23 protein-coding genes are annotated in these 25236 nt (G+C 70.0%); 6 read left to right on the top strand and 17 right to left on the bottom strand.

Annotation, left to right across the window (positions count from 1 at the left end):
- Positions 1 to 83: 83 nt before the first annotated feature.
- Positions 84 to 1379 (bottom strand): MFS transporter, encoded by a 1296-nt coding sequence (locus ACFYE1_RS12325; protein ID WP_387743141.1) that lies wholly within the window; start codon positions 1377 to 1379, stop codon positions 84 to 86.
- 185 nt (positions 1380 to 1564) lie between these two features.
- On the opposite strand from ACFYE1_RS12325, the gene ACFYE1_RS12320 reads away from it, so the two are divergent.
- Positions 1565 to 1720, top strand: coding sequence for a hypothetical protein (locus tag ACFYE1_RS12320; RefSeq protein ID WP_387743154.1), 156 nt, complete (start codon positions 1565 to 1567; stop codon positions 1718 to 1720).
- Between the two features lie 27 nt (positions 1721 to 1747).
- On the opposite strand, the gene ACFYE1_RS12315 is transcribed toward ACFYE1_RS12320, so the two are convergent.
- The 7 genes from ACFYE1_RS12315 to ACFYE1_RS12285 form a co-directional block, all read right to left on the bottom strand.
- Positions 1748 to 2713, bottom strand: coding sequence for a C-terminal binding protein (locus ACFYE1_RS12315; RefSeq protein WP_387743139.1), 966 nt, complete (start codon positions 2711 to 2713; stop codon positions 1748 to 1750).
- Positions 2714 to 2732: 19 nt separating this feature from the next.
- The gene (locus ACFYE1_RS12310) at positions 2733 to 4007 is read right to left on the bottom strand and encodes a TRAP transporter large permease (protein WP_387743137.1); all 1275 of its coding nucleotides are present in this window, start codon (positions 4005 to 4007) and stop codon (positions 2733 to 2735) included.
- A 3-nt stretch (positions 4008 to 4010) separates the two neighbouring features.
- A complete protein-coding gene (locus tag ACFYE1_RS12305; protein WP_387743135.1) occupies positions 4011 to 4556 on the bottom strand; it encodes a TRAP transporter small permease in 546 nt (181 codons plus the stop codon).
- Positions 4553 to 5563, bottom strand: coding sequence for a TRAP transporter substrate-binding protein (locus ACFYE1_RS12300; protein WP_387743133.1), 1011 nt, complete (start codon positions 5561 to 5563; stop codon positions 4553 to 4555). Before ACFYE1_RS12300 ends, ACFYE1_RS12305 begins: the two co-directional genes overlap by 4 nt.
- A gap of 430 nt (positions 5564 to 5993) precedes the next feature.
- Entirely contained in the window at positions 5994 to 7805 is a 1812-nt protein-coding gene (locus tag ACFYE1_RS12295; RefSeq protein WP_387743152.1) for an IlvD/Edd family dehydratase, read from the bottom strand.
- Between the two features lie 1379 nt (positions 7806 to 9184).
- Positions 9185 to 9847 carry a GntR family transcriptional regulator gene (locus ACFYE1_RS12290; protein WP_387743131.1) on the bottom strand — a complete coding sequence of 221 codons (663 nt, stop codon included), beginning with the start codon at positions 9845 to 9847 and terminating at the stop codon, positions 9185 to 9187.
- A gap of 18 nt (positions 9848 to 9865) precedes the next feature.
- Positions 9866 to 10324 (bottom strand): WYL domain-containing protein, encoded by a 459-nt coding sequence (locus ACFYE1_RS12285; protein WP_387743130.1) that lies wholly within the window; start codon positions 10322 to 10324, stop codon positions 9866 to 9868.
- A gap of 27 nt (positions 10325 to 10351) precedes the next feature.
- Here ACFYE1_RS12285 and ACFYE1_RS12280 point away from each other — a divergent pair, with 27 nt between their 5' ends.
- Positions 10352 to 11401, top strand: coding sequence for an ABC transporter ATP-binding protein (locus tag ACFYE1_RS12280; RefSeq protein WP_387743128.1), 1050 nt, complete (start codon positions 10352 to 10354; stop codon positions 11399 to 11401).
- Positions 11398 to 12219, top strand: a complete 822-nt coding sequence (locus tag ACFYE1_RS12275; protein ID WP_387743126.1) for an ABC transporter permease — start codon at positions 11398 to 11400, stop codon at positions 12217 to 12219. Before ACFYE1_RS12280 ends, ACFYE1_RS12275 begins: the two co-directional genes overlap by 4 nt.
- A 31-nt stretch (positions 12220 to 12250) precedes the next feature.
- On the opposite strand, the gene ACFYE1_RS12270 is transcribed toward ACFYE1_RS12275, so the two are convergent.
- The 6 genes from ACFYE1_RS12270 to ACFYE1_RS12245 form a co-directional block, all read right to left on the bottom strand.
- Positions 12251 to 13267, bottom strand: a complete 1017-nt coding sequence (locus tag ACFYE1_RS12270; protein WP_387743124.1) for a magnesium and cobalt transport protein CorA — start codon at positions 13265 to 13267, stop codon at positions 12251 to 12253.
- 257 nt (positions 13268 to 13524) lie between these two features.
- On the bottom strand, positions 13525 to 15087 hold the full coding sequence (locus tag ACFYE1_RS12265) for a molybdopterin-dependent oxidoreductase (RefSeq protein WP_387743122.1): 1563 nt from the start codon (positions 15085 to 15087) through the stop codon (positions 13525 to 13527).
- Between the two features lie 13 nt (positions 15088 to 15100).
- Positions 15101 to 16141 (bottom strand): ArsA family ATPase, encoded by a 1041-nt coding sequence (locus ACFYE1_RS12260; RefSeq protein WP_387743120.1) that lies wholly within the window; start codon positions 16139 to 16141, stop codon positions 15101 to 15103.
- Positions 16132 to 16407, bottom strand: a complete 276-nt coding sequence (locus ACFYE1_RS12255) for a cory-CC-star protein (protein WP_387743118.1) — start codon at positions 16405 to 16407, stop codon at positions 16132 to 16134. The genes ACFYE1_RS12260 and ACFYE1_RS12255 overlap by 10 nt, the downstream gene beginning before the upstream one ends.
- A 4-nt stretch (positions 16408 to 16411) precedes the next feature.
- Positions 16412 to 18118 (bottom strand): carbon starvation CstA family protein, encoded by a 1707-nt coding sequence (locus ACFYE1_RS12250; protein ID WP_387743116.1) that lies wholly within the window; start codon positions 18116 to 18118, stop codon positions 16412 to 16414.
- A 133-nt stretch (positions 18119 to 18251) separates the two neighbouring features.
- Positions 18252 to 19049, bottom strand: coding sequence for a VOC family protein (locus ACFYE1_RS12245; RefSeq protein ID WP_387743114.1), 798 nt, complete (start codon positions 19047 to 19049; stop codon positions 18252 to 18254).
- Between the two features lie 257 nt (positions 19050 to 19306).
- On the opposite strand from ACFYE1_RS12245, the gene ACFYE1_RS12240 reads away from it, so the two are divergent.
- Positions 19307 to 19828 carry a glutathione peroxidase gene (locus tag ACFYE1_RS12240; protein ID WP_387743112.1) on the top strand — a complete coding sequence of 174 codons (522 nt, stop codon included), beginning with the start codon at positions 19307 to 19309 and terminating at the stop codon, positions 19826 to 19828.
- A 6-nt stretch (positions 19829 to 19834) separates the two neighbouring features.
- Here ACFYE1_RS12240 and rocD read toward each other — a convergent pair whose 3' ends face one another.
- Positions 19835 to 21100, bottom strand: coding sequence for an ornithine--oxo-acid transaminase (gene rocD / locus ACFYE1_RS12235; protein WP_387743110.1), 1266 nt, complete (start codon positions 21098 to 21100; stop codon positions 19835 to 19837).
- A 135-nt stretch (positions 21101 to 21235) separates the two neighbouring features.
- Between rocD and ACFYE1_RS12230 the strand changes: the two genes are divergently transcribed.
- On the top strand, positions 21236 to 22102 hold the full coding sequence (locus ACFYE1_RS12230) for an alpha/beta fold hydrolase (RefSeq protein WP_387743108.1): 867 nt from the start codon (positions 21236 to 21238) through the stop codon (positions 22100 to 22102).
- Positions 22103 to 22473: 371 nt separating this feature from the next.
- Positions 22474 to 23457: an aldo/keto reductase gene (locus tag ACFYE1_RS12225; protein WP_387743106.1), complete on the top strand. Its 984-nt coding sequence runs from the start codon at positions 22474 to 22476 to the stop codon at positions 23455 to 23457.
- Between the two features lie 152 nt (positions 23458 to 23609).
- On the opposite strand, the gene ACFYE1_RS12220 is transcribed toward ACFYE1_RS12225, so the two are convergent.
- Positions 23610 to 24386 (bottom strand): SDR family NAD(P)-dependent oxidoreductase, encoded by a 777-nt coding sequence (locus ACFYE1_RS12220; protein WP_387743105.1) that lies wholly within the window; start codon positions 24384 to 24386, stop codon positions 23610 to 23612.
- Position 24387: 1 nt separating this feature from the next.
- The gene (locus ACFYE1_RS12215) at positions 24388 to 25149 is read right to left on the bottom strand and encodes a FadR/GntR family transcriptional regulator (protein ID WP_387743103.1); all 762 of its coding nucleotides are present in this window, start codon (positions 25147 to 25149) and stop codon (positions 24388 to 24390) included.
- Between the last annotated feature and the right edge of the window lie 87 nt (positions 25150 to 25236).

Genomic DNA, 25236 nt, shown 5'->3' with positions numbered 1-25236 from the left:
GAGCTCGCCCTCGTCGACATCCCGGTGATCCTGCTGGGCATGGGGACCCGGCGCCTGCTGGGGAGCGGGCGAGAGCCCCAGGGTCAGGGGGTCGGGCGCTCCCGCAGGACCCCGGCCATCAGGGCCGCGACGAGCGCGAAGACGGGGACCACGAGCAGCGCCGCCCGCAGTCCCACGGCGTCGGAGAGCACCCCGACGGCCGGGGACAGGCCGAGGAAGCTGATCCGCATCAGCCAGCTCACCAGGGCCAGGCCCGTCCCGGCGCGCAGCCCGGGGATGTCGTCGGCGGCGTGGAAGGCCGCGGGCACGAGCGTGGCGCAGCCGAAGCCGGCCAGTGCGAAGCCCACGACGGCCAGGACCGGCGCCGGGGCGAGGACCACGAGCAGCATCCCGGCCGCGCTCAGGGCGGCACCGGCGCGGACCACGGCGGCACGGCCCCAGCGGTCGGTCATGGGGTCGCCGAGCATCCGGCCCACGAACTGCGCCGCCATGAGCGCCACGAGCCCGAGCCCCGCGGTGGTCAGCGGAGCGCCGAGCTCGGTGTTCAGGTACACCGCCGACCAGTTCTGCCCGGCGTCCTCCACCATGACCCCGGCCATCGCGATCACGGCCACGGGGAGGAGGCTGACGACGACGATGCGCCCCGTGGCCCGGTGCCCCGTTCCGGCGCGCCCGGGACCGGGGTCCGGCCGGGAGCTGGTGGCGCCGGCGTCCGTCGTCGTGCCGTCCGGCAGCGGGGCCTCCGAGCGGACCGTGCGCAGCTCCTGGCCCTCCGCCGGGCTCAGGGCGGAGCGCAGCGCCACGAGGGCGACCGCGCTCCACACGAGCCCGCTCGCCGGCAGGTGCCACCCCAGGGGCACGCCGAGGGCGAGCGCCGCGGCGCCCATGAGCCCGCCGACCACGGCGCCGAGGCTCCACAGGGCGTGCAGGGAGTTGATGACGGAGCGGCCGCGGGCGCGCTGGACCTCCATCCCCTGGGCGTTCTGGGCGGTGTCCACGTGGGCGTCCAGGGCGCCGCCGAGGAACATCGCCGCGAGGAACACCCCCACGCCCAGCCCCGTGCCGGCGCCCAGGCCCGCCCCGGCCCCGGCGGCCGCGAGGCACACGGACAGCAGGACCGTTCCCAGCGCCGCCACCCGGCCGGAGCCGAAGCGGCGGATCGCCCGGGCGGGGAGGGCGCCCACGAGGATCGCCCCGAGCGGGAACGCCACGACCACCAGGCCGTAGAAGGTGTTGGAGAGCCCGAACGCGTCCTTGACCTCCGGCAGGCGCGGCAGCAGGTTGGCGTAGAGGGCGCCGTTGGTGAGGAAGAACGCGGACACCGCGATCCGGGCGCGCCGGACCCGGGCGGGGTCGAGGGCGGTGGTCCGGACGGTCACGCCCACGACTCTAAGGGCTGGTTGCCCCGGCCTCCGCACCCGGTCCCCCGGAAGGCGGAGGAGGCAGGCCGGCCAGGGCGTCGCCGAGCCGATCCCGGAAGCCGCGCAGGGCCTCGGAAACCTCGTCCGAGCAGAGCAACCGCGGGCCCGGCGGCCGGACCGTCGAAGCGGTGCGTGACCTGACCATGGACGTGGCACCGGGCACACTCACCGCGTTCTTCGGACCCAACGGCGCGGGCAAGTCGACCGTAGTGGATGGTCTTTGCCCGATTCTCGCCGTCGGGTCCAGGGTGCCGGGTCCCCGGGCTGCGCAACGGGCTACAGGCGGGATGTCGCTCTGAACGGGATCCATCCCAGGTCGGGACCGGCTACAGCCCAACCTCACAGCGCAGTGCTTCGCCGCGGCACGCCCTAACGGCTTCCTCCGCCGCGTAACGCTGCATGTTCCGCTGCGACCGTTCCGAGTAGAAGGCCGAGTGTGGGGTGAGCAACGTACGCGGAGCGTTCCTGATCGGGTGGGAGGGCTCGAGGGGCTCGGTCTCGAACACATCGAGGCCGAGACCGCCGAGCTTGCCGGCGTGCAGTGCTTCGGCCGCAGCGACGGTATCGAGCAGAGGCCCACGAGACGTATTGACGAGGGTGACTCCGGGCTTCATCGAGGCAAGCTGAGCATAACCGATGATGTGCCGCGTTTCCGGGGTCAGCGGCGCGTGCAGCGAGATCATATCCGCACGCTGCACCAACTCATCTCGACTGACGAGTTCGATGCCGAGCTCGTCCATGGCTGCCGGATCCACATACGGATCTGCCGCGATCACCGTCGCGCCGAATGCCTGCACCCGCTTCGCTACGAGGCGCGCGATCTGCCCCGACCCGACGAGTCCGTATGTCGCATCTGCCATATCGAGCAACGGCCCGAAGTCGATCGCCTGCGCCCATCCATCTTCGCTTTTCGTGATGGCTTGATGCTGCTCCCGTACTTTGCGGTGCACCGCGAGCGCCAGCATCACGGTGTGGTCGGCAACAGTGCTCGCGCCATAATCGGGGACGTTGCATGCGCGCACCCCGAGCTCTCGCAGTGCACTGACGTCGATGTTGTCGTAGCCGATGCCAGCACGGATCACGACGGCTCCAGGCGCAAGTCCCTCCGCCACGTCACGATCCACCGGGGCATAGTCGATGAGCACCACATCGGCCCCGCGAGTGACTTCGAGCACCGACAACTTATCAGTGACGTTGTTCACTTCAAGCACGGCATCGGTTTCCGAGATGATTTGTTCGATTTCTTCGAGGGACTTGAACTCGTGGTCCGTAATCACGATTCGCTTTGACATGCGCGTGTGCAGCACCTTTCTAAGAAGAAATAAACACCATCGAGAGCCATGGCACGAAGCTGACGATCAGCGCTACCCCGATGAGCAGCAGGAGCCCGGGCACGATCGAGACCAGGACCTTCTCGCTGGACACCTTCGCCGTATCGGCCGCGATGAACACGTTGGGTCCGAATGGTGGGGTGATGAATCCGATCGCAAGGAGCACGACGACCACGACACCGATGTGGATCGGATCCATACCGATCTCTGCAAGCACCGGCACGAGTACCGGCGAGGTCAGAAGAATCGCGGGAATGGTATCCATGAAGGTGCCGATCAGGAGGAGCAGCAAGACCGCGAGCAAGATGATGACAGTCGGGTTGTCGCTGACGCCGCTGATGGATGAGACGAGGGTTTCGGGCACGCCCTCGATAGTGAGGAAGTGTCCGAACACGACGGCTGCGGCCACAATGACCATGAGTCCACTGGTGGAGATCGCAGACCGACCGAAAGTGCCGAGGATCTCGTGGACCGTGCTCTCACGGTAGAAGAGGAGGCTGACGACGAGACCGTAGACCACCGCGACAACCGCGGCCTCGGTCGGAGTGAATACTCCGCCGTATATTCCACCGAGGATGATGATCGGCATGAGCAATCCGCCGATCGAGCCTCTGAGAGCTTGCAAGCGCTCGAGGCCGGTACTTCGGGTGCTGGCTTGGATGTGGTTGCGCCGAGCATGGACGATGACCCAGCCCATGAGCGCGAGGCCCATAAGGATGCCCGGGATCACCGCGGCGATGAACAGATCGCCGATGCTCGTGCCGGTGACCACGCCGAACAGGACGAGCGGGATGCTCGGCGGCAGAACCACCCCGATCGCGCCGGAAGCCGCAATCAGTGCTGCAGAATACCTCCGTGTGTATCCGACTCTGACCATTTCGGGGATCATGATGTGCCCGATGGCAGCCGTCGTGGCGAGCGCCGATCCAGAGATTGCGGAGAAGAACATGGCGGTGAGCACGGCCGCGACTCCAATACCGCCAGGCAGGTGCCCGACCAAGGCATTCGCTAGTGCGAAGAGACGCTTCGAGATGCCGCCTCTACCCATGATGAAGCCGGCGAGAATGAAGAACGGCACGGCCATGAGCGGGAACGAATCGACGGCAACCGTCATCGACTGCGCCATGAAGGTGAACGAGATGCCGGTGTCTGCGAGCAGGATTGTGATGGCGGCAGCAAGCAGGAACGAATAGACGATCGGTATCCCGAACGCCAGACTGACGAGCAGGACGAGGGTGAGCAGGAGTGTAGCCATGTGTCAGGCCCCCACTTCTTCGTCATCGACGAGGTCGTCATTCTCAGGATTGGGCCGCCAGATGGCGATGCTTGTCTGAACGGTGCGCACCGTGGCAAGCAGGAGACCGACTGGCACGGCTGCGTAGACGAGCCACATGGGCATCTGCAACGCTGCCGAAAGTTGCCCGAGATCGGCCACACGGAGCACGAGGATCATCCCGTAGACGATGAGGAAGATGTTGAGCGCAAGGATGATGACTTGAATCGCCTGCTCCCAGCCTCGCCTCATACCCTCGGGAAGCCGCGACACCACAGCATCTACGGTGATGTGCTGAGCATTCAAAACGACAGCGCCGAGGGTCACATAGATCAACCAGATGAAGCAATAGCGTGCAAGCTCTTCGCTCCAGGCAAAAGAATCACCGAACACATAGCGGGCGATGACCTGCAGAAAGACCACGACCACCATGACGCCGAGCAGGACGCCCCCGAGGTACTCCTCGATGGAGTTTCGCTTCCACCAGACGTTCGGCTGACTTCGACTGATCCAGTTCGTTCCCAGGCTCATCGCCGCTCCTCCTCGATCGCGGTCTCAAGGTGGTCGACGACGTCGTCACCGACGAGGTCCCGCAGTTGCGGAAGCGCTGCTCCCTGCATGCTCTCGCGGAACTCGTCACGCCCCTCGTCCGAGATCTCGTCGATCTCGACGCCGGCCTCCTCGATGACCGACGCGGACTCGGCTTCTGCCTCTGCGGCAAGTTCCCGATTGAACTCGATGCTGTCGAGTGCGGCCTCAGTGACGATCTCCTGCAGATCCACAGGCAAAGAGTCGTAGAACGTCTTCGACATGACGAGGGGGATCGCCGAGTACACATGTCCAGTCAGCGTGACTCGATCCTGCACTTCGTAGAACCGCGCGTCGACGATCACCGAGAGCGGGTTCTCCTGAGCGTCTATCGTGCCCTGCTGCAGGCCCGTGTACACCTCGCCGTAGGCCATCGGCGTCGGGTTCGCGCTCGTGGCGCCCCACGCTGTGAGTTGCAGCGGATTCGGCTGCACACGGAGTTTCACCCGGTCTAGATCGTCGGGTCCGTCCACCTCTATGCCCTTCGTCGACAAGTGGCGGACGCCGTTCTCCCAGTAGCCGAAGCCGATGAGGTCGACCTCCTCCAGGCCTTCGAGCAGCTCCTGCCCGAACTCACCGTCGAGCACACGATGCGCGTGCTCGACGTCGTCGAACAGGTACGGCATATCCCAGACGTTCTGATCCTTTGAGAACTGCCCGAGCACACCCGCTGTGGGTGAGGTCATCTGAATGCTGTTGAGCTGCACAGAGGTGACCAACGACGTCATGTCGCCGAACAGTTCGTTCGGCACGACTTTGACGCCGATCCGACCGTCGGAGCGTTCCTCGACCTGCTCCTTGAAGCGCAGGTAGGTCTCGTGATTGAAATGAGCGGTCTGATCCTCATGGCCGATCACGATGGAGTGCTCCGGCCCACCGATCGTGGCCTCACCATTGCTGCACCCGGCGAGCAGTGGAAGTGCCAGCCCGATCCCAAGTGCGGAAAGCATCCGCCGTCTCGTCCTGCGTTGGTGTGTCATAGACGCCCTATGCTCGCAACGAAATACCATTCAACCGTCAACAGTTAACCGTTATCGGTATTTTTTCAGTCAACCATTCTGCTGTCTTCAAGTCAAGCATTCCCACGGTTGACTGTTACCAGAGCCGGACCGTGCTCACTGTTCATGGCCGAGAAGACTTTCGGCACCTGCAGTTGCGCCTGCGCCGCGTACGGCGTCGTGCTCACCTCGCGGAAGGTCGGCGTCGATGCCGATGGCCTCCGCCCCAACACCTTTCAGTCGAGGAGCAAGCAGCCATCGCCGCTCTCGAGTCGACGCTCCATGAACACGGCTCGAGCCTCGCCAAGCTGATCCAGGTATTCCGACTCCGAATGGGTGAGGTCCAGCCACCGCGGTGGCTGGGCCTCACCCATTCACGGTTTCAGAAGATGAAGCTGTGACGCGGCACCGGGTGCTTCGAGAACACCCGCTGGTATTTCACTGCCTCTTCGATCACCATTCCGCCATCGTGCTGACCGACCGTGGCACGGTGGATCTCCTGCCAGGGGGTCTGCGACTCCGGGTACCGATAGCCTCCCTGCGCCTCGAGTTCGCCGGAGCGCCGCTCGACTTCCTCATCAGAGAGGATCGCATCGACGCGCCCACCACGCAGATCCACACGGATCCGGTCTCCGTCCCGCAGCAGCGCCAGCCCGCCGCCCGCTGCGGCCTCCGGTGCAATGTTGAGGATCGCGGGCGTACCCGAAGTGCCGGACTGCCGGCCGTCCCCGATGCAAGGCAGCGACTGCACCCCGGCGGCGATGAGTCGCGCGGGCGGATCCATGTTGACAACCTCGGCCGAACCCGGGTACCCGATTGGCCCAGTTCCGCGCATCACGAGAATGCTGTACTCATCGATTGGAAGATCCGGGTCGTTGATCCTTTCGGTGTAGTCCTCAGGCCCATCGAAAACGAAGGCAGTGCCCACGAAAGCCTCTGGGTCGTCCGGGTTGGAGAGGTAGCGACCTCGGAAGTCATCGGATATCGCGGAGACCTTCATGATTCCGGATCGGAAGAGATTGCCCGTAAAGACGCGGAACCCTGCCCGCTCGAGCATGGGTTCGGCGCAGGAACGGATGACCTCGCCGTCGGCCTCTCGAGCGTGCTCCTCGACATTCTGAGCAAGCGTGCGGCCGTTCACCGTCAGCGCATCTCCGTGCAAGAGCCCTGCGACGAGGAGCTCGCGCAACACGGCGGGGACACCGCCTGCATGATGAAACTCCTCTCCGAGGTACTTGCCCGCCGGCATCATATTCACGAGCAGAGGGATGTCCTCTCCCACGCGCTGCCAATCGTCGAGCGTGATATGGACGCCGGCATGTCGCGCCATAGCGGCGAGGTGGATGGGCGCGTTGGTCGACCCACCGATCGCCGAGGTGAGTATGATCGCGTTCTCGAAGGCCTCCCGAGTCAGAATGTCCGAGGGTTTACGGTCGGCACGCACCATCTCGACGATCTGGCGACCCGTCTGGTAGGCGATCGATGATCGCTCTCGATAGGGTGCGGGAATCGCGGCGCACCCCGGCAGGCTCATGCCGAGTCCTTCCGCGATCGAGTTCATAGTCGTCGCGGTCCCCATGGTGTTGCAGTGACCTACCGAAGGTGCACCGCGGGAGACCGTGTCCAGATACGTTTCTTTGCTGATCAGCCCGCCCGCGAACTTCTCTCGCGCCTTGAAGAAGACCGTCCCAGTACCGACACGCTCTCCGTCGAGCCACCCGTTCAGCATCGGCCCGCCCGACAGCACGATTGCCGGGATGTCGACCGTCGCCGCTGCCATGATGGCGGCCGGAGTGGTCTTGTCGCACCCGGTTGTCAGCACCACGCCGTCCAGCGGGTACCCGTGGAGGATTTCGACCAGACCGAGATAAGCAAGGTTGCGATCCAATGCCGCTCCCGGTCGCCGACACGATTCCTGAATCGGGTGCATGGGAAACTCGAAGGCGATACCGCCCGACTCGCGAATGCCCTCTCGTAGACGCTTCGCCAGATCAAGATGGTGGCGGTTGCATGGCGAGAGATCGGATCCCGACTGGGCGATGCCGATGATCGGCCGTCCGGACTGCAACTCTTCATGGGTGAGTCCGTAGTTGATGAGACTCTCGAGATAGAGCACACCAGCTCCCGGCTCGCTGGGGTCGTTGAACCAGCTCTCCGAGCGGAGCATACGACGTTCGCCTTGATCCGGAGTGATTCCCGGTTCAGCTCCGGCGGGGCTCCTCCGACGGCCCTCTTGATCGATTGACATTGGGCTCTGCCCCGTCCCTCTCTTCATTGATCAGAGTTCCAGACCTCGACTGTTGGCACCCTCGAGCCGAGTCGCCCTCAGAACGGTTGACTGTTGACCGTTTTTTTCAGTCAATCAGTGGGACGTGGGGAAGTCAAGGTGACCCCGGGCAGCCCGCGCCGGTGTCAGGGCGTGATCGCGCACGGGAAGTCCATCACCCGCGGCCAGCGAGGGCTCCGTAGTCGACCTACCTGGACGCCCGGCGGGTGGGACCATGGCTCATGGCAAACCAGCCTGTGGACCTGCTGCTGTTGCGGCAGGGCGACCGGGACAAGTGGCAAAGGCTCGTGCGATTCACCTCGGTGCGGGCTGGAGTGGCGCAGCGGGCAAGGATTGTGCTGCTGGCCGCCGAGAGCATCTCCAACACCGAGATCGCGGAGAGAGTCGGGACCACCCGCACGACAGTGATCGTCCGGCGAACCGCTATGACGAGGTCGGCACCGAGGGGCTGGCTGATCACGATCGGTCGGGCCGTCCGCGGTGGATCGGTCACCGGGCGATCGTGGCCGCGACGCTACGGCGACCGCTGAAGAAGCTGGGGGTCACGCACTGGTCCTCCCGGGTGCTGGCCGCCCGGTGGGGAATCGATCACATCACGGTGCCCAGGCATGGCGGAGGGCGGGGTGGCGCCGTGGCGGAAACAGATCTTCAAGGTTCCCACCGACCCCGAGCTGGTGGCCAAAGTCGTCGACGTCGCGGGGCTCTACCCGGCCCCGCCCGAGAACGCGGTCGTGGAGGTGCATGGACAAGTAGTCCCAGATCCAAGCGCTCGAGCGCACCGCACCGGGTCTGCCGATGCAGTCTGGTCAACCAGCTCGGGACACCCACGACGACATCCGCCACGAGACCTCCACGCTGTTCGCGGCCTTGGAGATCGCCACCGGCCACGTGACCGCGCCTGCAAGCCCAGGCTCCGGCGTCGGGAGTTCCTGGCATTCCTGAAGCAGGTCGCCCGGGCCTACCCCGAGGGGCAGCTGCACTGGGTGGTGGACAACCACGCCGTGCGAAAGATCCCGAAGTGAGGCAACGACTGGCCGAGAAGCCCGGGATCCGGGTGCACTTCACCTGACCTCGGCCTCGTGGCCCGCCTTGGTCGAAGTCTGGTTCGGAATCATCGAGCGCCAAGCCCTGCACCGAGCCGATGTGGCCTCGGTGGCCGTACTGAACAAGCTCATCCGCGCGTTCGTCACCGGTTGGAACGACCCCTGTCACCCCTTTGTGCGGACCAGGATCAGCGCCGAAAGACTCAAGAAAGCCAATCGACCAACCACCTTGAGGACGGGCCACTAGTTCGCATCGTTGCGTCCCCATTGCTCACCGAAGCGGTTCAGCAGGAGTTGCAGGCCTGCGTAGAGCTGCTGCCGCAAAAGATGTCTCCAACGCTTGTCACCTGTCTCGATGGCGTTCAGGAGTTCCTCGTGCTCGTTAGCGGTACTCACCGCATCGTCTTCGAGGAGTTCCGGGTTCATTTCGAGAAGAGTCTCGAGCGTCCGTCTGAGCGTGCGGTAGGTCTCGTTGAGTCGCCTTTGCGGGGTTGCCTCGATCAGCGCAGTGTGGAAGGCCAGATCGGCATAGGCAAATGCTTTCGGGTCGTTGACGTCAGCGGCGGCGTGCATCGCGGCCACGGCGTCGCGCGCCGCCGACCAATCCGGGTTGCGACCCATCGCGCGCTCAACAGCGAGCATCTCCAATGCCATCCGCACATCGACGAACTCCATGATGTCTTCTGCCATGACCGCACAAACGCGGTAGCTGCGTCCGACTGGCTCGATGAGCCCCTCCTGCTTCAGCTGTTGGAACGCGTCTCGCACTGGCCCACGACTAAGCCCGTACTCCTCGGAGAGCGTTTTTTCGATGAGCAGCTCGCCGGGCTGACGCGTTCCCGAAAGGATCCCCCGGCGCAACTCCCTCGCGAGCTGATCGCCCAGCGGCTCATTCTTAATCATCATGGAAGGGTCCTTTGCTGATCACGGCGTGTCGCCGCACGACGCACAGAGTACTCGCCTCGGGGTACACGCGTCATCTCGCCACCTGCACCAGGCGGCGCGGTCGGCGTCCCAGGCCACGTGGTACCACCACCGGTCCCACAGGACCAGGGACTGCGGCTCGACCAGGCGGGCGCTGGTCCGGCCCCGCCGGTCGACGTAGTGGAAGCGCTCGTGATCTCGACAGGCCAGGGTGAGCTGAGCGAGGACCTCGGTGGCCACCTGCGCGCCCGTGCGGGCCACCGGGGACCGTGTGCGCCTGCGGCGCGACGCCCCGGCGGCGCAGGTGCCGCGGCAGCACCTGCTGGACCTTGGCCAGGGCGCTCGGCGAGCTCGGAACCGGCCCAGCAGGGGTGGGACTGCAGCAGGGACAGCAGCCGGAGCACCCGCGACGCCGGATCGGACATGTCCTGCAATCCACGCCCCCAGCGGACAGCTCATGACCTGAATGCGCTCTACCGTGGACCCATGAGCACCCCACCCATCATCAGCGCCCGCGGGCTGAGCAAGAGCTTCCGCGGGTCCGGCGGCCGGACCGTCGAAGCGGTGCGCGATCTGACCGTGGACGTGGCGCCGGGCACGCTGACCGCGTTCCTCGGGCCCAACGGCGCGGGCAAGTCGACCTCGCTGCGCATGCTCACCACCCTGCTGCGACCCACCGGCGGCACCGCCACCGTGTGCGGGTTCGACGTCGCCCGGCAGCCGGCCGAGGTGCGCGCCCGCATCGGCTACATCGGACAGAAGAACGGGGCCGGTCAGTACCAGCGGGTCCGCGACGAGCTGCTCAGCCAGGGCGCCCTGTACGGACTGAGCCGGGCGGAGACCCGACGCCGTGTGGACGAGCTCGTGGAGGCCCTCGGCCTCGGCGACCTCGTCCGCCGGCCCACGCTGAAGCTCTCCGGCGGTCAGCGCCGCCGCGTGGACATCGCCCTGGGACTGATCCCCGGACCCCAGCTGCTCTTCCTCGACGAGCCCACGACCGGTCTGGACCCGCAGTCCCGCGCGCACCTGTGGGAGCACATCCTCGAGCTGCGCCGGCGCTACGGGACCACCCTGTTCCTGACCACCCACTACCTCGACGAGGCCGACCAGTTCGCCGAACGGGTCATGGTCGTGGACCGGGGACGCATCATCGCCGACGACACCGCGTCCCGGCTCAAGACGGACCTGGCCGGCGACCGGATCACCCTCACCCTGGAGGCCGACCCGGCCGCCGCCGTGGCGGCCGTCCGGCGCGCTGCCGAGGCGGCGGGGGCCGGCGGCGCCGAGCCGGAGGCGGTCCCGGCCGGGGAGGTCACGCGCGTGGTCGTCGCGGTCGAGCACGGCGAGCGCGTGCTGCCCGTCCTGCTGCGGGAGCTCGACCGGGACGGCCGCACCGTGCGGACCGCGGAGCTCGCCCGCCCGACCCTCGATGACGTCTTCCTCCGGCTCACCGGCCGGAGCCTGCGGGAGGAGCGGACGGACGCGTCCGGGACCGGTCCGGCCCCCGAGGCCTCGAGCGTGGGAGCACCCCGATGACCACCGTTCCGACCACCCGCGAGTCGCCCGGGGAAGGCACCGGCGGCACCGACCGGGCCCGGCCGGCCGGGATCCTGCACGACTCCGTCAGCGTCTTCGTCCGCGAGCTCCGGCCCGTGATCCGGGACCCCTTCAGCCTGGTCTTCTCGCTCATGCAGCCGCTGATGTTCCTCGCCTTCTTCGGCCCGCTCCTGGGCGGGATGACCGGGCTCCCCCTCGACCGGGCGTTCCAGTGGTTCGTGCCGGGCATCGTCGTGATGATCGCGCTGTTCGGCACCGCGATGACCGGCTCGAACCTGCTGTTCGAGATCCAGTCCGGGGCGCACGAGCGGATGCTCGTGGCGCCGGTGACCCGCTCGGCGCTCATGGTGGGGCGCGCGTGCAAGGAGATGGTGCCGCTGGTCCTGCAGGCGCTGGTGCTCTCCGGGGTGGCCGCGTTCTTCGGCTTCCGCCCGTCCCTGTCCGGCATGGCGGTGGGCCTGGCGATCCTCGCGGTCTTCGGGGTGGGGCTGGGGGCGCTGAGCTACGCCCTGGCCATCGTCTCCCGGAACCGGGACTGGATGTTCTGGACCGTGCAGCAGGGGCTGCTGTTCCCGCTCATGCTGCTGTCCGGGATGCTGCTGCCGCTCGAGGCCGGTCCGCGGTGGATGCAGGTGCTCTCACGGTTCAACCCGCTCACCTACATGGTCGACGCCGAGCGGGCCCTGTTCAACGGCCAGTTCGGCGACCCGGCCGTGCCGGCCGGCGCCCTCGCCGCGGTCGTGCTGGCCGCCCTGGGCCTGGCCGTGGGGATCCGGGCGATGCGCAACAGCATCTGAGCGGCCCGCCGGGGAGGTCGCCCGGCGCCGCTCAGAGCCACCGCTTCCACTTGAACACCCCGTAGAGGGCCACCCCCATGCCCAGCATGGCCAGCAGCGCGAGCGGGTAGCCCAGCGGCCACGCGAGCTCGGGCATGTGCTCGAAGTTCATCCCGTACACCGTGCCCACCAGGGTGGGGGCGAAGAGGATCGCCGCCCAGGAGGAGATCCGCTTGACCTCCTCGCTCTGGGCGAGGGCCGACTCGGTGAGCCGCTGCATCTCGTCGTTCTGCCGCTGCCCCACCAGGGTCGCGTGCACCGTGAGGGCGTTCTGCAGGAGCAGCCGGAACGCGTCCGCGCGCTCCCCCACCCGGATGGCGTGGTCCTGCACGTCCCGCAGCCGCTGCTGCAGCTCGAGGTCGAGCCCGTACTTCTCCGCTCCGGCCTGCAGCGCCTCCAGCATGGCCACCAGCGGGTGGACGGCGCGCTGGAACTCGATGACCTCCCGGGAGAGCTCGTAGACACGGCGGGAGACGTCCCGGTCGGCGCCGAAGATCTGGTTCTCGATCTCGTCGATGTCGTTCTCGAGCCCCGCGACCACGGGCGCGTAGCCGTCGACCACCTCGTCGAGGATCCCGTACAGCACCGCCTGCGGGCCCGTGCCCAGCAGCGCCGGCGAGGCCTCCAGCCGGCGCCGGACCGCGGCCAGGTCGGGGGACTCGGCGTGGCGGACCGTCACCACGAAGTCGCGGCCCACGAACACGTGCAGCTCCCCGAACTCGACCTTCTCCACGTCGTCCAGGTAGCGGGCCGGGCGCAGCACCACGAAGAGGGTGTCCCCGAAGCGCTCCAGCTTGGCGCGCTGGTGGCCCTTCAGGGCGTCCTCCACCGCCAGGTCGTGCAGCCGGAACTCCGCGGCCACGGACTGCACCTCGGCCGGCTCGGGGCGGTAGAGACCGATCCAGGCCATCCCGCCCCGCCCGCGCAGCGCCGCGTAGGTCTCGTCGAGGTCCTCCGGGGTCGACGCGCGCCGGCCCTCCACGTACACCACGTTGTCCACCAGCGTCACCGCGTGCTCCCTCCCGTCCTGCCCGTCGTTCGTCCCGCCCCAAGGTTGGTCCCGCCCCATCATGGCAGGACCCGCCCCGGGCCAGGGACCGTCCCTCGCCGCACCCCGTTCCGCGAGCTCACCGGTTCTGCCCGGGACCGGCGCACACCGGCCGCGGTGCCGGTGGGGTCGGCGGCAGGGGCGGTGCGTGCAGCACGGCGGGGAGCGGTGGGTGCTGCGGGCGGGGAGCGGTGGGTGCTGCCGGCGGGGCGGGGCGGTCAGGCCACCGTGAAGGTGCGCTCGTGCCGCCCCGAGGCGCCGTCCGGGGCCGGCGTGGCCTGCTCGGCGGTCTGGACGGTCCCGTCCCGGTCGACGGCCCGCACCCGCGCGGTGTGCCGGCCGCTCGGCAGCCCGGTGCGCAGCACCCACTGCCGCCAGGTGTCGTCCGTGCCCGCGGAGCCCAGCTCGGCGTCCTGCCACGGCCCCTCGTCCACGCTGACCTGCACGGCGGCGATCCCGGTGTGCTGGGCCCAGGCCGTGCCGGCCAGGACCACGGGGTCCGGCTCCGTGCGCCCGCCCTCGGCCGGCACCTCGATGCGCGAGGACATCTTGATCGGCCCCCGGGCCGACCAGCCCCGCGGCGTCCAGTACGCCTCCGCCCGGTCGAAGCGGGTGACCTCGAGGTCCACGACCCACTTGGTGGCCGAGACGTAGCCGTAGAGCCCCGGGACGACCATCCGCACGGGGTAGCCGTGCTCGAACGGCAGCGGCTCCCCGTTCATGGTCACCGCGAGCAGGGAGTCCCGGCCGGGATCGGTCAGGGCCTCCAGCGGGGTGCTCGCCGTGAACCCGTCCTCGGAGGTCGAGAGCACCATGTCCGCCTCGGCGGAGGGCCCGGCCTCCGCGAGCAGGTCCCGGATCGGCACGCCGGTCCACACGGCGTTGCCCACGAGGTCGCCGCCCACGGGGTTGGACACGCACGCCAGGGTCACGATCCGCTCGAGCAGCGGCCGGGCCGTGAGGTCGTCGAAGCCGAGGGCCAGCTCGCGCTCCACCATGCCGTGGATCCGCAGCTCCCACGCGGCCACGTCGATGCGCGGGACGGACAGGGCGGTGTCGATGCGGTAGAAGTCGTCGGCGGGCGTGAGCCAGGGCTCCACGTCCGCCACGCCGAGGTCGGCCCCGGCGGGGACCGGGTCCCGCACGGCGGGAGCGGGGATCCGGAGCAGGTCCCGGGCGGCGGGCATCCGGGCGGCGGCCGCGGACGCCCAGCGTCCCGCGACGCCGGCGGCGGCGCCCAGCACGGCGGTGGCCGCGGAGAGCCGGACGAAGCCGCGGCGGTCGAGGGTCGCCACGGACCGGGCCGACGGAGCGGTGCGGCGGGTGAGCACCGTCAGGAAGATCGCCCCGGCCCCCGTGCCGACGACGACGGGCACCGTGTCCGCCACGGTGGGCCCCGCCCGCGTCAGCACCCCCAGGAGCCCGAGGAGCCCCAGCACGCCGAGCAGCACCACACCCATCGGCGGCGCGGCGCGCTGCGCCGCCCCGATGCCCGCACCGACCGCCACGAGCCCGGCGGCCATGACGAGCAGCAGCACGAGCTTGTCGGCGGTGCCGAACAGGGCGATCGCCGCGTCCTTCACCGGGCCGGGCACCGCGTCCACGATCACCCCGCCCACCGCCGTGAGCGGCGCGCCGACCGGCCCGGTCACCCAGGCCAGCAGCTCGGCCAGGCCCACGGCGAGAGCGGTCGCGGCGACTCCGGCGAGGAGCCACGGCCCGAGGTCGGCGGGGGTCCGTCGTCGTCGCCCGGTGTCCGGACGGTCCGCGGTGGTGGTCATGCACCTCAGCGTGTCACGTGGCCCTGAGATCCGCCTGGGCGAGCGCGTCCCCGAACCGCTCGAGCGCCTCCTGCCCCACCACGTCCCCCGGCAGCAGGGGGACCTGCAGCACCGGGACCTCCGGGAGGGCGCCGCGGAGGGTGGCGACGTGCACCTCCTCCAGCGCGCGGCGCTCGGCGAGGAAGTCCCCCGCATCCGCCGGGGAGCGCTTGTTGATCACGAGGGCCCCCACGTGCACACCGGCGCGGAGCAGCTGCTCGTGCAGCTCGACGGTCTCGAGGACGGGCAGCCGCTCGGCCGCGAGGACGATGACGAAGCTGCAGCGCTCGGCGTCCACCAGCACCTCGCGCAGCGCCTCGAAGCGCTCGCGGCGGCGCAGCAGGATCCGCCGGATCTCGAGGTCCCGCTCCTCCCGGGGGTCCCGTGGCCGCCCCGTGCCCACGATGCTCTCGCTCGCGGCGTCCCGGTCCTCGAGGCCGCGCAGGGCGGCGCCGAACTTCTCCGCCTTCCCGCGCCGGCGCAGCAGCCCCTCGGTCCAGGCGGACATGATCTCGGGCAGGGCCATGAGCCGGGCGGTGTGCCCGGACGGTGCGGTGTCGAAGACGATGAGGTCGTAGTCGTCCAGGCCCGTGTCCACGAGCTCGGCGATCCGCTCGAGCACCGCCGACTCGTGGGTGCCGGGCGAGTCGCGAGCGAGCTCCATGTGCTTGTCGACCTCGGCGGCGAGGTGCTCGGGCATGAGCCGGCGGATGGTGGCGCCCACGGCGGCGAGGTGGGCGTCGGTCGTGGCGACCGGGTCCACCTCGATGCCGTCGAGGAGACCCGCTCCGGCCCCGGCACCGCCCGGGTCCTTGGCGAGGGAGGTGATCCGGTCCCCCACGTGGCGCTCCCACAGGTGCCCGAGGTTGTGGGCGGGGTCGGTCGAGACGACGAGCACCCGGCGGCCCGCTCGGGCCTGGGCGAGGGCGGTGGCGGAGGCGACGGCGGTCTTGCCGACGCCCCCCTTGCCGCCGACGAACAGGACCCGGCGGGTGGAGGCGAGCTCTAGCAGCATGCGATGTGCTCCAGGGGCGAGCGCTCCATGCCCATCCGCCGGTGCCAGTCGTGGAACCGGTCGTAGACCACGGGCAGCAGCTCCACGGTGTAGTAGCTGGCGGGATTGGGCACGCCGAGAGCCTCCGAGAGGACCAGCATCATGAACAGGTCCTCCTCGTCGCGCTGGGCGCGGGCGAAGGTGCGCCGGTAGGGCGCCACGTAGAACTCGTGCAGGCCCGCACCGAGGCGGGCCTGCACCGAGCGCAGCCGGTCGAGGACGCTCACCGGCTCACAGCCCGCGGACCTCCCCGGGCGAGGTGCTGACGGCCTCCTCGTCGAGCTCGGGCGGGTTCTTCCGGGCCGTGTTCATCGCGGTCACGGACTCGACGATGACCCACAGGGCCGCGATCAGGATGATCACGTCGAGGACGAGCAGGAACCAGTTCTCGGCGGCGTAGAACTGTCCCAGCTGGACGATCAGCGCGTAGACGGACATCAGGAGCAGGAACACCAGGGGGACCAGCACTGGCAGCACCGGACGGCCCTTGCGCAGCAGGATCACCGCGATCATCGACAAGGTGAGGCCGGCCAGCAGCTGGTTGGTGGTGCCGAACAGCGGCCAGATGAGCATGCCCCCGGAGCCGTCCGCCCCCGCGCTGAAGGTCAGCCCCACGCACACGACGAGGACGACGAGCGTGGCGATCGCCTTGTTGAGGGTGACGCCCATGATGTGGGCCGCCTCCTGGACCACGAAGCGCTGCAGGCGGATGCCGGTGTCCATCGTGGTGGCCGCGAAGAGCACGGCCATGGTCGCGAGGATGGTCGCGCTCAGCGACGCGGGGATGCCCAGTCCGGAGTTGACGACCGAAGCGCCGCCCTGGACGAACGCGGCCACGCCGCCCTGGCCGAACGCGGTGTACACGGCCTCCCAGTCGGCGAGCGTGCGGAAGCCGGCGGTCGTGGCGATGATCGCGCCGAGCGCCAGGAGGCCCTCGCCGACGGCGCCGAAGTAGCCGACGAAGCGCGCGTCCGGCTCCTTGTCCAGCTGCTTGGAGGACGTCCCCGAGGCCACGATGCCGTGGAAACCCGAGATCGCACCGCAGGCGATGGTCACGAACAGCAGGGGCACGAGGCTCGGCGTGCCCTCGGGCACGGAGTCGTTGAAGGCCGGGGCGACGACGGTCGGGGAGGAGATCAGCACCGCGCCGTAGAGGATGCCCAGGGCGATGAACAGCTGCAGGCCGTTGATGTAGTCGCGCGGCTGCAGGAGCATCCACACGGGCAGCACGGAGGCGACGCCGGCGTAGGCGAAGAGCACCACGATCCAGAACGCGTTGGCCGGCAGGCCCAGGACCGTCTCCGGCAGGATGACCGGGAAACGGTCGCCGATCAGGATGAGGGCGTACAGTGCCACGACGCCGACGACGGACACGACGGCCAGGTTCCACTTGTAGCGGTAGACCGCCTGGCCGATGAGCAGGGCGACGACGATGGCGCCCCACGTGGGGATCACGGCGGTGGGCGTGCCGACCAGCAGGTTGGAGATCACCACGGCGAACGCGGCGTTGACCATGAGCAGCACGAGGAAGATCACGACCAGGAACAGGTTGCGGCCCCGGTGGCCGATGTACTTCCCGGACAGCGACCCGATGGACTTGCCCTGGTGCCGGTTGGACGCCCACAGGGCACCGAGGTCGTGGACGCCGGCGAAGAAGACGGTGCCGAGGGTGACCCAGAGGAACGCGGGCATCCAGCCCCAGATGACGGCGATGGCGGGGCCGACGATGGGGGCCGCGCCGGCAACGGAGGTGAAGTGGTGGCCCCACAGCACGTACTTGTTGGTGGGGACGAAGTCCACGCCGTCGCCCAGCTCGTGGGCGGGGGTGACGAAGGAGTCCTGGAGCTTGTAGATCCGGCGGGCCACGAACTTCGAGTACAGGAGGTACCCGAGGATCATCATGGCCACACCGACCACGGCGAGGACGATGGAGTTCATGTCGCTCCGATCTCTGTGGAGGTGGCGGTGGGGACGGCGAGGGATGTTCGCCGGGTCACCATGCTACCGCCGGGTGACCCCTGTCACGGCGTGCTCCCGCGCCGTCGGGGACGCGCTGCAGGGACGTCCCCGACTACGTGCCCGTGGCCTGCACGGTCGCGGGCGTCATGATCGCGAAGGACTCCCGGTCCGGACCGGCCACGACCGCCAGCCGCCCGTACTCGACGTCGAACGGGTCCTCCACGACCGATCCGCCGGCGTCGCGCACGCGCTGGACGGCGGCGCCGACGTCGTCGACCTGGAAGCAGACCGACCAGGCCGCGGGCGCGTTCTCCGCCGCGGGGTCGGTCATGCCGATGCCGCCGGCCGGTCGGCCTCCGTGCGGCACGGTGAAGGTGGCGTAGGGGGCGTCGTCCTCGCCGACGTCCTCGTAGTGGTAGCCGAAGACCTGGGCGTAGAAGTCGCGGGCGGCGTGGTGGTCCGGGGTCATGAGGTCGCACCAGGCGACGCTGCCGGGCACGTCGACCACGGCGAAGCCGATGTGCTCCCCGGCCTGCCACATCCCGAAGGACGCCCCGGTGGGGTCCTGCCAGAGGCCCATCCAGCCGAACTCGCCCACCTCGACGGGCTCCATCAGCTGCGTGCCCCCGGCGGCGAGGACCCGCTCGGCGCAGCGGTGGATCCGGTCCGAGGCGAGGTACACCTGCCACACGTGCGGGACGCCCCTCAGGTCCGGGCCTGCCGGGTAGAGCCCGGCCACGGGTCTTCCACCGATCAGGGCGTTGCGGTACCCGCCGTGCTCCGGCCGCGGCTCGCCGTACTCCCAGCCGAGCACCTCCCGGTAGAACTCCTGCGTGCGGTCCGGGTCGGAGGCGATCAGATCGGCCCAGCAGGGCGTTCCGGCGGGCCACGATTCGTTGCGCTGTGTCATGAGGGGCTCCTTCCGACACGGCCAGGGTACGCCGCGCCCCCGCGGCCCGTGGGACCCCTCCGCGGGATCGTTACCCACCTGCACCCCGCCCCGGCCCCTCCGCTCTCCCCTCCCTCCTTCCGCGAGGTGGCGGCTGCCGGCCACCGCGCCCGGCTGCGTGGCCGTGGTCCGCGACCACGGCGCTCGCCCGGACACCGGCGGGGCTCCCGCGGCATGATGGGAGCAGACCGCCGTCCTCGACCGCCCCGGAGGCTCCCATGACCACGCTGCACGACTTCACCGCCACGACCCTCGACGGGCGCGAGCAACCGCTGTCCGAGTACGCCGGGAAGGTGGTGCTCGTGGTCAACACCGCGAGCGAGTGCGGGTTCACGCCGCAGTACGAAGGCCTCGAGCAGCTGTGGCGGAACTTCAAGCGGGACGGCCTCGTGGTCCTGGGCTTCCCCTGCAACCAGTTCGGGAACCAGGAGCCGGGCAGCGAGGAAGAGATCGCCGAGTTCTGCAGCCGCAACTACGGCGTCACGTTCCCCATGTTCGAGAAGGTCGACGTCAACGGCCCCGGCGCCCACCCGCTGTGGTCGTGGCTGCGCGAGGAGCGGGGCGGGATCATGGGCGACGCCATCAAGTGGAACTTCACCAAGTTCCTCGTGAGCCGGGACGGCCGGGTGATCCGCCGCTTCGCCCCGAAGACCTCGCCGGCGCAGCTCGCCGGCAGCATCGAGTCGGCACTGGCCCACGGGGAGGAGTCCACCGGGGCGGAGTCCGACGGGGCGGGCTGAGGCAGGTCAGCGGCGCGCCATGGCCCGCAGCACGTCCGCGAGCGCGGCCAGTCCCCGCTCCAGCTCCTGGTCGGTGATCACCAGCGGCGGGCTCAGCCGGATGGTGGAGCCGTGGGTGTCCTTGGCGAGGACCCCGTGGGCCACCAGCCGCTCGCAGCACTCCCGGCCGGTGCCGAGCCGCGGATCGATGTCGATCCCGGCCCACAGCCCGCGCCCGCGCACCTCGGCCAGGCCCAGCGGCACCAGCTCCGCCAGGCCGGCGTGCAGCTTCTCCCCCATGACCCGCGCCCGCTCCTGGGGCTCCCCGGTGGCGAGGAGGGCGACGACGGCGCGGCCGACGGCGCCCGCCAGCGGGTTGCCGCCGAACGTGCTGCCGTGCTGGCCGGGCCGCAGCACCGACAGGACATCCGCGCGGCCGACGACCGCGGACACCGGCAGCACCCCGCCGCCCAGGGCCTTTCCCAGCAGGTAGAGGTCCGCCTCCACGCCCTCGTGCTCGCACGCCAGCGTCCGGCCGGTGCGGCCCAGCCCGGACTGGATCTCGTCCGCGACGAGCAGGACTCCGCGCTCGGCCGTGCACCGCCGCACGCCCTGCAGGTACCCCGTCGGCGGCACGATCACGCCGGCCTCGCCCTGGATGGGCTCCAGCAGCACCGCGACCGTGTCCTCGGTGACCGCCGCCTCGAGGGCGGCGAGGTCCCCGAACGGGACGGTCACGAAGCCCGGCGTGTAGGGGCCGTAGTTGCGGTGCGCCTCGTCGTCGTCGGAGAAGCTGATGACCGTGGTGGTGCGGCCGTGGAAGTTCCCCGCCGCCACGACGATCTGCGCCCGGTCCGGGGCCACCCCCTGGCGCTCGTAGCCCCACTTCCGGGCGACCTTGATCGCCGACTCCACGGCCTCGGCGCCGGTGTTCATCGGCAGCATCATGTCCTGGCCGAGCAGGGCGCACAGGTCCCGGGCGAAGGGGCCGAGCTGGTCGTTGTGGACCGCGCGGCTGGTCAGCGTCACCCGCTCCAGCTGGGTCCGGGCCGCCTCCAGGACCGCCGGGTGGCCGTGGCCGAAGTTCAGCGCCGAGTAGCCGGCGAGGAAGTCGAGGTACTCCCGGCCCTCCACGTCCGTGACGGTCGTGCCCTGGGCCCGGGCCACCACCACGTCCAGCGGGGAGTACGTGCGCGCGGTGTACCGCTCGGCGGTCTCCACGAGCTCCCCCGAGCTCGCGGCGTGGCCGGCCGTGGCCGCGGGGTCGACGAACTGCGTCGTGGCGTGGTTCATGGGGTTTCTCCCGGTTCCTCGCTGGTGTTGTCTGGTGCCTGTGCGGTCCAGCCCATCACGTACAACGTCGCGGACCCTGCATTCCAGTCCCGGGCCCCGCGCCGCGCGGCCCGTCCCCGATCCGCAGGAGGAACCGTGTTCCCCGACTTCACCGCCCACGACGTCCCCGTGGCCGACGGCACGATCCACGCCCGCACGGGCGGCGACGGCCCGCCCGTGCTCCTGCTGCACGGCTTCCCGCAGACCCACGCCATGTGGCACGTCCTGGCTCCCGTGCTGGCCGAGGAGTTCACGGTGGTCGCGGCCGACCTGCGCGGCTACGGCCGCTCGCGCACGAGCAGCGAGGACCACACCTTCCGGGCGATGGCCGCCGACCAGGTGCAGCTCATGCGGGCGCTGGGCCACGACCGGTTCTCCGTTGTCGGGCACGACCGCGGCGCCCGGACCGCCCACCGGATGGCGCTCGACGCCCCCGGCGCGGTGGCGTCCGTGGCCCTGCTGGACATCCTGCCCACCCTGGAGGTGTGGCGGTCGATGGACGCGTGGCTGGCCCAGCCGTACTACCACTGGACGTTCCTCGCCCAGGGCGAGGGCCTGCCGCAGACGCTGATCGGCCACGACCCCGTGTACTTCGTGCGCCGGACGCTCCAGGGGCTCAGCGGCACGCAGGTGCCGTTCCACCCGGCCGCGCTCGCCGCCTACGAGGACGCGGCACGGGATCCCGCCGTGGTCGACGCCTGGTGCCGCGACTACCGCGCGGCCGCCGGCCCGGACGTGGAGCTCGACGAGGCGGACGAGCACGAGCAGCGGGACCTGCCCGCCCTCGTCCTGTGGGGCTCACGAGGGCGGGTCGGCGCGCGCGAGGACCCGCTCGCCCTGTGGCGGCGGCAGTTCCCGCAGGCGACAGGGCACGCCCTGGACGCGGGCCACTTCCTCGCCGAGGAGCGGCCCGAGGAGGTCGGTGCCGCCGTCCTGGCGCACCTGCGCGCGGCGACGCCCTGAGCCCGGTCCGGCGGATCCGCGCGCCTCGGGACCGCCCGCCGCGGGCGACGGCGGTGACGTTCCGACCGGGGAAGGCACCGCAAGATTCTTCAGCCCACTTACCTTTTGCCCGGACAGCCCGTAGCGTGGACCGAGCACGCCAACCAGGCACCACGGCACAGAAGGAGCACCAGCATGCGAAGGATCCTGTTCATGGTCGGCACCGCGGTCTTCGGCCGCATCATGGCGAAGCGGCGCGAGAAGAAGGCCGGCGGCCGCTAGCGCCCGGGCGGCAGCCGGCCGAGCCTCCGCCGCACCGGACCACCAGGCACCCCCGGGACGTCCAGGCGCACCGGGGGTTCCGCATCGAGCACGAGACGAGCGAGGGACGCATGGAACGACGCACACTCGGCAGGACCGGGTGGAAGGTCTCCACCGTGGGCCTGGGGACGTGGCAGCTGGGCGCGGACTGGGGGGAGGTCGACCCCGTCGAGGCCACCGCCGTGCTGGAGGCCGCCGTGGAGTCGGGGGTGACGTTCTTCGACACCGCCGACGTCTACGGCGACGGCCGCAGCGAGCAGACCATCGGCGCGTTCCTGCGCGAGCGCCCCGGCCTGGACATCACCGTGGCCACGAAGATGGGCCGCCGCGTGGACCAGGTGCCGGAGAACTACACGCTCACGAACTTCCGGCAGTGGGTGGACCGCTCGCGCCGGAACCTGGGCACCGACACCCTCGATCTGGTCCAGCTGCACTGCCCGCCCACGCCGGTCTACAGCGACCAGGAGGTCTACGACGCCCTGGACACCCTGGTCGAGGAGGGCGCCGTCCGCCACTACGGCGTCAGCGTGGAGCGCACCGACGAGGCGCTCGAGGCCATCGCCCGCGGCAGCACCGCCACCGTCCAGATCATCCTCAACGCCTTCCGGCTCAAGCCGCTGGACGCCGTGCTGCCGGCGGCGCAGGAGGCCGGGGTGGGGATCATCGCCCGGGTGCCGCTGGCCTCCGGGCTGCTGTCCGGGAAGTACACGGAGGACACCCGGTTCGCCGCGGACGACCACCGCAACTACAACCGCGGCGGCGACGCCTTCGACGTCGGGGAGACGTTCTCCGGGGTGGACTTCCAGCGCGGCCTCGAGGCCGTCCGCGAGTTCGCCGGGCTGCTCCCGGACGGGGTGACCACGGCACAGGCCGCGATCGCCTGGATCATTGCCCAGGACGGCGTCAGCACCGTGATCCCGGGGGCCCGCAACGTGGAGCAGGTCCGCGGCAACGCCTCGGCGGCGGACACCGGGGACCTGGGCCGCGAGATCGACTCCGGGGTCCGCAGGATCTACGACGCCTTCTTCCGGGCGGACGTCCACCCCCGCTGGTGAGCCCTGCCGGGCCCGTCCGCAACAGTGCCGGGAGGACCCTGGACGACGACGGGGGCGGTGTCGACGCTGCACCACCCCCGTCACGGTTCCCGGCGGCGGCCGGTGCGGCTCCGGGGATCAGGACGGCCGCCGCGACCGGAGGATCGGGGTGACTAGGAGATCTGCAGTCCGCCGTTGATGTCGTACGTCGCCGCGGTGATGAATCCGGCGTCCTCCCCGACGAGGAACGCGAGCAGGGCGGCCATGTCCCGCACGGTGCCCACGCGGCGGACGAGGATGTCCTTGGACATGTCCGCCTTGCGCTCGTCGCTCAGGGTGCCGCCCATGATGTCGGTGTCCACGGGGCCCGGTGCGATGCAGTTCACGGTGATCCCGTGCTCCCCCATCTCGCGCGCCACGGCGCGGGTAAAGCCGATGATCGCGGCCTTGGACGCGCTGTAGGCCACCTTGGAGTAGGTCCCGCCGCCGCGCTGGGCGGAGATCGAGGAGACGCTGACCACGCGGCCGACCTTCCGCTCGATCATCCCGGCCAGCACGCGCTGGGTCACCATGAACGTGCCGGTCATGTTGATGGCGAAGACCCGGTCCCAGGCCTCCCGGGTCTCCTGCATGAACTCCGTGGGCGAGCTGATGCCCGCGAGGTTGACGAGGGCCACGATCGGCGGGAGCTCCGCCTCGACCCGCGCCACGGACTCGTTCACGGAGTCCTGGTCGGACACGTCCGTGCGCAGCCCGAGGGCCTGCACCCCGTGCCGGCCGGCGATGTCCTGCGCGGCCTCGGCGGCGGCGTCGCCGTCGACGTCGAGGACGGCGATGTTCCAGCCCTGGCTCGCGAGCAGGTCGGCGGTGGCGCGGCCGATGCCGCGCTCGGACGCGGCGCCGGTGAGCACGGCGGTGCGCTCGGCGGGGAATGCGGTGATCTCGGTCATGTCAGTCATCTCCTGTGCTGTCGAGAACGGATCCGGGTGCCGGATCAGGACCGCCGGGTGCGGCCCCGTGGACGATGTAGTGCTCGTAGTCGGCGTGGGTCTGGTCGAGGTGGGCCTCCATGGCCTTGCGCGCCGCCTCGGGGACCCGGGTGCCGATGGCCTCCAGGACCAGCCGGTGGTGCTCGATGGCGTGCCGCTGGACCTCGGGGAAGGCGGAGGTCGCCCGGCGCTCGGCGTAGAGCAGCTGGGAGAGCTGGGCGAGCAGGACGGGGACGAACGGATTGCCCGAGGCCCGGAGCACGGCGTCGTGGAAGGTCATGTCGGCGCGGGTGACCTCGTCCAGATCCTGCGCCTCGTGCGCGCGCTCGAGGTCCCGGACCGCGGTCTCCATCGCGGCGAGGTCCTCCGGGGTGACGTGCACGGCGGCCAGTTCCGCGGAGCCGGTCTCCACCATGCGCCGCACCTCCAGCAGCCGCAGCGCCACCTGGTGGGAGGTCGCCCCCCGGGAGGCCGCCTTCAGGATCGCCTCGAGACCGGTCCACGCGTCGGGCGGGTTCACGTAGGTGCCGAGCCCGCGCCGCACGTAGACGATGCTCTGCGCCTGGAGGGCCTTGAGGGCCTCGCGCACGGTGAGCCGGCTGACGTCGGACTCCCTGGCGATCTCGGCCTCGGGGGGAAGGGGCTCGTGCGGTCCCACCTCGCCCCCGAGGATGCGTTCGAGCAGGTCCTCGGCGACCGCCTCGACCAGCGACTTCCTAGCCATCGGCGCGCCGTTCCACAGCGGTCCTCCCCGCGGGAACGGCGCGCACGTCGGGGTCGGGGCTCACGGCGCGCACCTGCCTCTTGTCAG

It is taken from the genome of Kocuria nitroreducens, assembly GCF_042879195.1.
Taxonomy (GTDB): domain Bacteria; phylum Actinomycetota; class Actinomycetes; order Actinomycetales; family Micrococcaceae; genus Kocuria; species Kocuria nitroreducens.
This window is presented reverse-complemented; position numbering and strand designations above follow the sequence as displayed.